At 47.7% G+C, this 5,296-nt stretch carries 2 tRNA genes and 3 rRNA genes; all 5 read right to left on the reverse strand.

Going from position 1 to position 5,296, the window contains the following annotated elements:
* Nucleotides 1-38: 38 nt before the first annotated feature.
* Nucleotides 39-147, reverse strand: a 5S ribosomal RNA gene (rrf, locus tag ACRHOC_RS14685).
* A gap of 87 nt (nt 148-234) precedes the next feature.
* A 23S ribosomal RNA gene (locus ACRHOC_RS14690) occupies nt 235-3,051 on the reverse strand.
* A 123-nt stretch (nt 3,052-3,174) separates the two neighbouring features.
* A tRNA-Ala gene (locus ACRHOC_RS14695) sits at nt 3,175-3,248 on the reverse strand.
* Nucleotides 3,249-3,325: 77 nt separating this feature from the next.
* Nucleotides 3,326-3,399: transfer RNA gene (locus ACRHOC_RS14700), tRNA-Ile, on the reverse strand.
* A gap of 85 nt (nt 3,400-3,484) precedes the next feature.
* A 16S ribosomal RNA gene (locus ACRHOC_RS14705) occupies nt 3,485-5,010 on the reverse strand.
* Together the 16S, 23S and 5S rRNA genes with 2 tRNA genes alongside form the textbook arrangement of a ribosomal RNA operon.
* Nucleotides 5,011-5,296 lie beyond the last annotated feature (286 nt).

A 5,296-nucleotide genomic window follows, 5' to 3' on the forward strand; every position in this document is an offset into this window, starting at 1 on the left:
ACAAAAAAAGCCCTAAGCTAAAAAGCAAAGGGCTTCAAAAAAGGCGGCGACCTACTCTCCCACAGAAAGCAGTACCATCGGCGCTAACGGGCTTAACTACTCTGTTCGGAATGGTAAGAGGTGAGCCCCGTCGCTATAACCACCTTAAATCTTTGGTTATAATGATATTACAACACTAATATTGTTGACACATTGAAAAAAACACATGAATACTAACTTTTAAAAAGAACGGCGTACAATAAGCCTACGGGTTATTAGTACTACTCGGCTGTGACATTGCTGCCTTTACACCTGTAGCCTATCAACGTGGTCATCTTCCACGGCCCTTTAAAGAAATCTCATCTTGTGGTGGGTTTCGCGCTTATATGCTTTCAGCGCTTATCCCTTCCGAACGTAGCTACCCTGCGATGCCACTGGCGTGACAACAGGTGCACCAGAGGTTCGTCCAACTCGGTCCTCTCGTACTAGAGTCAGATCCACTCAAATTTCTAACGCCCACAGTAGATAGAGACCGAACTGTCTCACGACGTTCTGAACCCAGCTCGCGTGCCACTTTAATGGGCGAACAGCCCAACCCTTGGGACCTTCTCCAGCCCCAGGATGTGACGAGCCGACATCGAGGTGCCAAACCCCCCCGTCGATGTGAGCTCTTGGGGGAGATCAGCCTGTTATCCCCGGAGTACCTTTTATCCTTTGAGCGATGGCCCTTCCATGCGGAACCACCGGATCACTATGCTCTACTTTCGTACCTGATCGACCTGTATGTCTCTCAGTCAAGCTCCCTTATGCCATTGCACTCTACGCACGGTTACCAAGCGTGCTGAGGGAACCTTTAGAAGCCTCCGTTACTCTTTTGGAGGCGACCACCCCAGTCAAACTACCCACCAAGCACTGTCCTTCGCAAGAAGTTAGACTCTAGATAAGCAAAGGGTGGTATTTCAACAATGACTCCACAACGCCTGGCGACGCCACTTCAAAGTCTCCCACCTATCCTACACATTACTTATCCAAAGCCAATACTAAGCTATAGTAAAGGTTCACGGGGTCTTTTCGTCCCACTGCGGGTAATCGGCATCTTCACCGATACTACAATTTCACCGAGCTCATGGCTGAGACAGTGTCCAGATCGTTACACCATTCGTGCAGGTCGGAACTTACCCGACAAGGAATTTCGCTACCTTAGGACCGTTATAGTTACGGCCGCCGTTTACTGGGGCTTCATTTCAGATCTTCGCCGAAGCTAAACCCTCCACTTAACCTTCCAGCACCGGGCAGGTGTCAGGCCCTATACGTCATCTTTCGATTTAGCAGAGCCCTGTGTTTTTGATAAACAGTCGCCTGGACCTTTTCACTGCGGCCCATCCGGAGATGGGCGACGCTTCTCCCGAAGTTACGCGTCTATTTTGCCTAGTTCCTTAGCCATGAATCTCTCGAGCACCTTAGAATTCTCATCCCAACTACCTGTGTCGGTTTACGGTACGGGCTGCTTCACTCGTTTTTCTTGGAAGTCGCTTCTCTGGATTATCACCTTGGCCGTAGCCTCAGTGTACTATCGGGGCGTTACCGCTCCCTTCAACGAACTATTCCGTCAGTTCGCACCAAATATACGCCTCCGTCACTTTTAGCGTGAGCAGGTACGGGAATATTAACCCGTTGTCCATCCACTACCCCTTTCGGGTTCGCGTTAGGTCCCGACTAACCCTCAGCTGATTAGCATAGCTGAGGAAACCTTAGTCTTTCGGTGTGCGGGTTTCTCGCCCGCATTATCGTTACTTATGCCTACATTTTCTTTTGTAGCTTCTCCAGCATACCTCGCAGTACACCTTCGACGACACTACAATGCTCCCCTACCACTTTTTCAAGTCCATAGCTTCGGTAGTATGTTTATGCCCGATTATTATCCATGCCGAACCGCTCGACTAGTGAGCTGTTACGCACTCTTTAAATGAATGGCTGCTTCCAAGCCAACATCCTAGCTGTCTAAGCAGTTCAACCTCGTTTATTCAACTTAACATACATTTGGGGACCTTAGCTGATGGTCTGGGTTCTTTCCCTCTCGGACATGGACCTTAGCACCCATGCCCTCACTGCTGATCATCATTTTATAGCATTCGGAGTTTGTCAGGAATTGGTAGGCGGTGAAGCCCCCGCATCCAATCAGTAGCTCTACCTCTATAAAACTAAACCAACGCTGCACCTAAATGCATTTCGGGGAGTACGAGCTATTTCCGAGTTTGATTGGCCTTTCACCCCTACCCACAGGTCATCCGAAGACTTTTCAACGTCAACCGGTTCGGGCCTCCACTATGTGTTACCACAGCTTCACCCTGCCCATGGGTAGATCACACGGTTTCGCGTCTACCACTACTAACTATAGCGCCCTATTCAGACTCGCTTTCGCTACGGATCCGCACCTGAAGTGCTTAACCTTGCTAGCAACGGTAACTCGTAGGCTCATTATGCAAAAGGCACGCCGTCACCCTAATGGGCTCCGACCGCTTGTAAGCGTATGGTTTCAGGTTCTATTTCACTCCCTTATTCAGGGTTCTTTTCACCTTTCCCTCACGGTACTAGTACACTATCGGTCTCTCAGGAGTATTTAGCCTTATGGGATGGTCCCCACAGATTCACACAGGGTTACACGTGCCCCGCGCTACTCAGGATACTGTTATGGTCAATGATCTTTACCTTTACGGGGCTATCACCCTCTTTGGCCGCTCTTTCCAAAGCGTTCTAGTTCATTACACGACCAATAGCACAGTCCTACAACCCCAGCATTGCCGTAACAACACTGGTTTGGGCTAATCCGCGTTCGCTCGCCACTACTAGCGGAATCACTTTTGTTTTCTTCTCCTCCGGGTACTTAGATGTTTCAGTTCTCCGGGTTCGCTTCCTTTCGGATGACATGTCTTCAACATGACGGGTTGCCCCATTCGGATATCTGCGGATCAATTTGTATGTGCCAATCCCCGCAGCTTTTCGCAGCTTATCACGTCCTTCATCGCCTCTGAGAGCCTAGGCATTCCCCATACGCTCTTATTTAGCTTATTGTACTTTTGTCTTTTTAATGAGTTATAATTGCTCGTTACAATTATTAATTTTATTAAATATTTCTATCTAATTTCATGTATATCTTTTCAATATGTCAATGAACTTTTACGGCTATGCCGATCGTGGAGAATACCGGAGTCGAACCGGTGACCTCCTGCGTGCAAGGCAGGCGCTCTAGCCAGCTGAGCTAATTCCCCATTCCTTATCGAACCCTATAACTAGAATCCCGAATTACGAATTTTGAATCCCAACTTCTAGAATTTCCTTTAATTAGTAGTCTCAGGCAGACTCGAACTGCCGACCTCTACATTATCAGTGTAGCGCTCTAACCAGCTGAGCTATGAGACTCTACTTAATTATTGATATCTTAAATTAACAGCAAGAGAACAAACTATCCTTTTCCCCTTTTTCCTTATTAGTCGTCTTTCTCTAGAAAGGAGGTGTTCCAGCCGCACCTTCCGGTACGGCTACCTTGTTACGACTTAGCCCTAGTTACCGATTTTACCCTAGGCCGCTCCTTACGGTGACGGACTTCAGGCACTCCCAGCTTCCATGGCTTGACGGGCGGTGTGTACAAGGCCCGGGAACGTATTCACCGGATCATGGCTGATATCCGATTACTAGCGATTCCAGCTTCACGGAGTCGAGTTGCAGACTCCGATCCGAACTGAGATATAGTTTATAGATTCGCTCCTTCTCGCGAAGTGGCTGCTCATTGTCTATACCATTGTAGCACGTGTGTAGCCCAGGACGTAAGGGCCGTGATGATTTGACGTCATCCCCACCTTCCTCACGGTTTGCACCGGCAGTCTTGCTAGAGTTCCCATCTTTACATGCTGGCAACTAACAACAGGGGTTGCGCTCGTTATAGGACTTAACCTGACACCTCACGGCACGAGCTGACGACAACCATGCAGCACCTTGTAGATAGTCCGAAGAAATAGCTGTCTCCAGCTAATGCAATCTACATTTAAGCCCTGGTAAGGTTCCTCGCGTATCATCGAATTAAACCACATGCTCCACCGCTTGTGCGGGCCCCCGTCAATTCCTTTGAGTTTCATTCTTGCGAACGTACTCCCCAGGTGGGTCACTTATCACTTTCGCTTAGCCACTCAGACCGAAGTCCGAACAGCTAGTGACCATCGTTTACGGCGTGGACTACCGGGGTATCTAATCCCGTTCGCTCCCCACGCTTTCGTCCATCAGTGTCAATATATTGTTAGTGATCTGCCTTCGCAATCGGTATTCTATGTAATATCTATGCATTTCACCGCTACACTACATATTCTAACCACTTCACAATAATTCAAGACTGGCAGTATCAAAGGCAGTTCTACAGTTGAGCTGCAGGATTTCACCTCTGACTGACCAATCCACCTACGGACCCTTTAAACCCAATGATTCCGGATAACGCTTGCATCCTCCGTATTACCGCGGCTGCTGGCACGGAGTTAGCCGATGCTTATTCTTACGGTACCGTCAGCCATCTACACGTAGATGGGTTTCTTCCCGTACAAAAGCAGTTTACAACCCATAGGGCAGTCTTCCTGCACGCGGCATGGCTGGATCAGGCTTCCGCCCATTGTCCAATATTCCTCACTGCTGCCTCCCGTAGGAGTCTGGTCCGTGTCTCAGTACCAGTGTGGGGGATCCCCCTCTCAGGGCCCCTATCTATCGTTGCCTAGGTGTGCCGTTACCACACCTACTAGCTAATAGAACGCATACTCATCTCTTACCGCCGAAACTTTAATTTACAAAACATGCGAATTGTAAATACTATGGGGTATTAATCTTCGTTTCCAAAGGCTATTCCCCTGTAAGAGGTAGATTGTATACGCGTTACGCACCCGTGCGCCACTCGTCAGCAAAAAAGCAAGCTTTTTCCTGTTACCGTTCGACTTGCATGTGTTAGGCCTGCCGCTAGCGTTCATCCTGAGCCAGGATCAAACTCTTCATCGTTAAATCTTAAATATTATTCAACGACCAATTCAGAATCCAAAAAGTACTCATGATGGTTCATTCTCTTGTATATTAAAACCATTTCTAGTCCTAATTTTACGCTGTCAATTCAATATGTTAATGAACTTTTTTGTCTTCCTAAAACTACCCTTCGGCGTTTTAGCGGGTGCAAATATAAAACCCTTTTTTTATTCCCACAACATCTTCCAAAAATATTTTTGACTTTTTTTTATCCCCTAATCAATCAACACTTTTCTTTATCTATTATATATAATGTCGGAGGGGC

The sequence above is a fragment of the Winogradskyella poriferorum genome (genome assembly GCF_050618035.1).
Taxonomy (GTDB): Bacteria; Bacteroidota; Bacteroidia; order Flavobacteriales; family Flavobacteriaceae; genus Winogradskyella; species Winogradskyella poriferorum_A.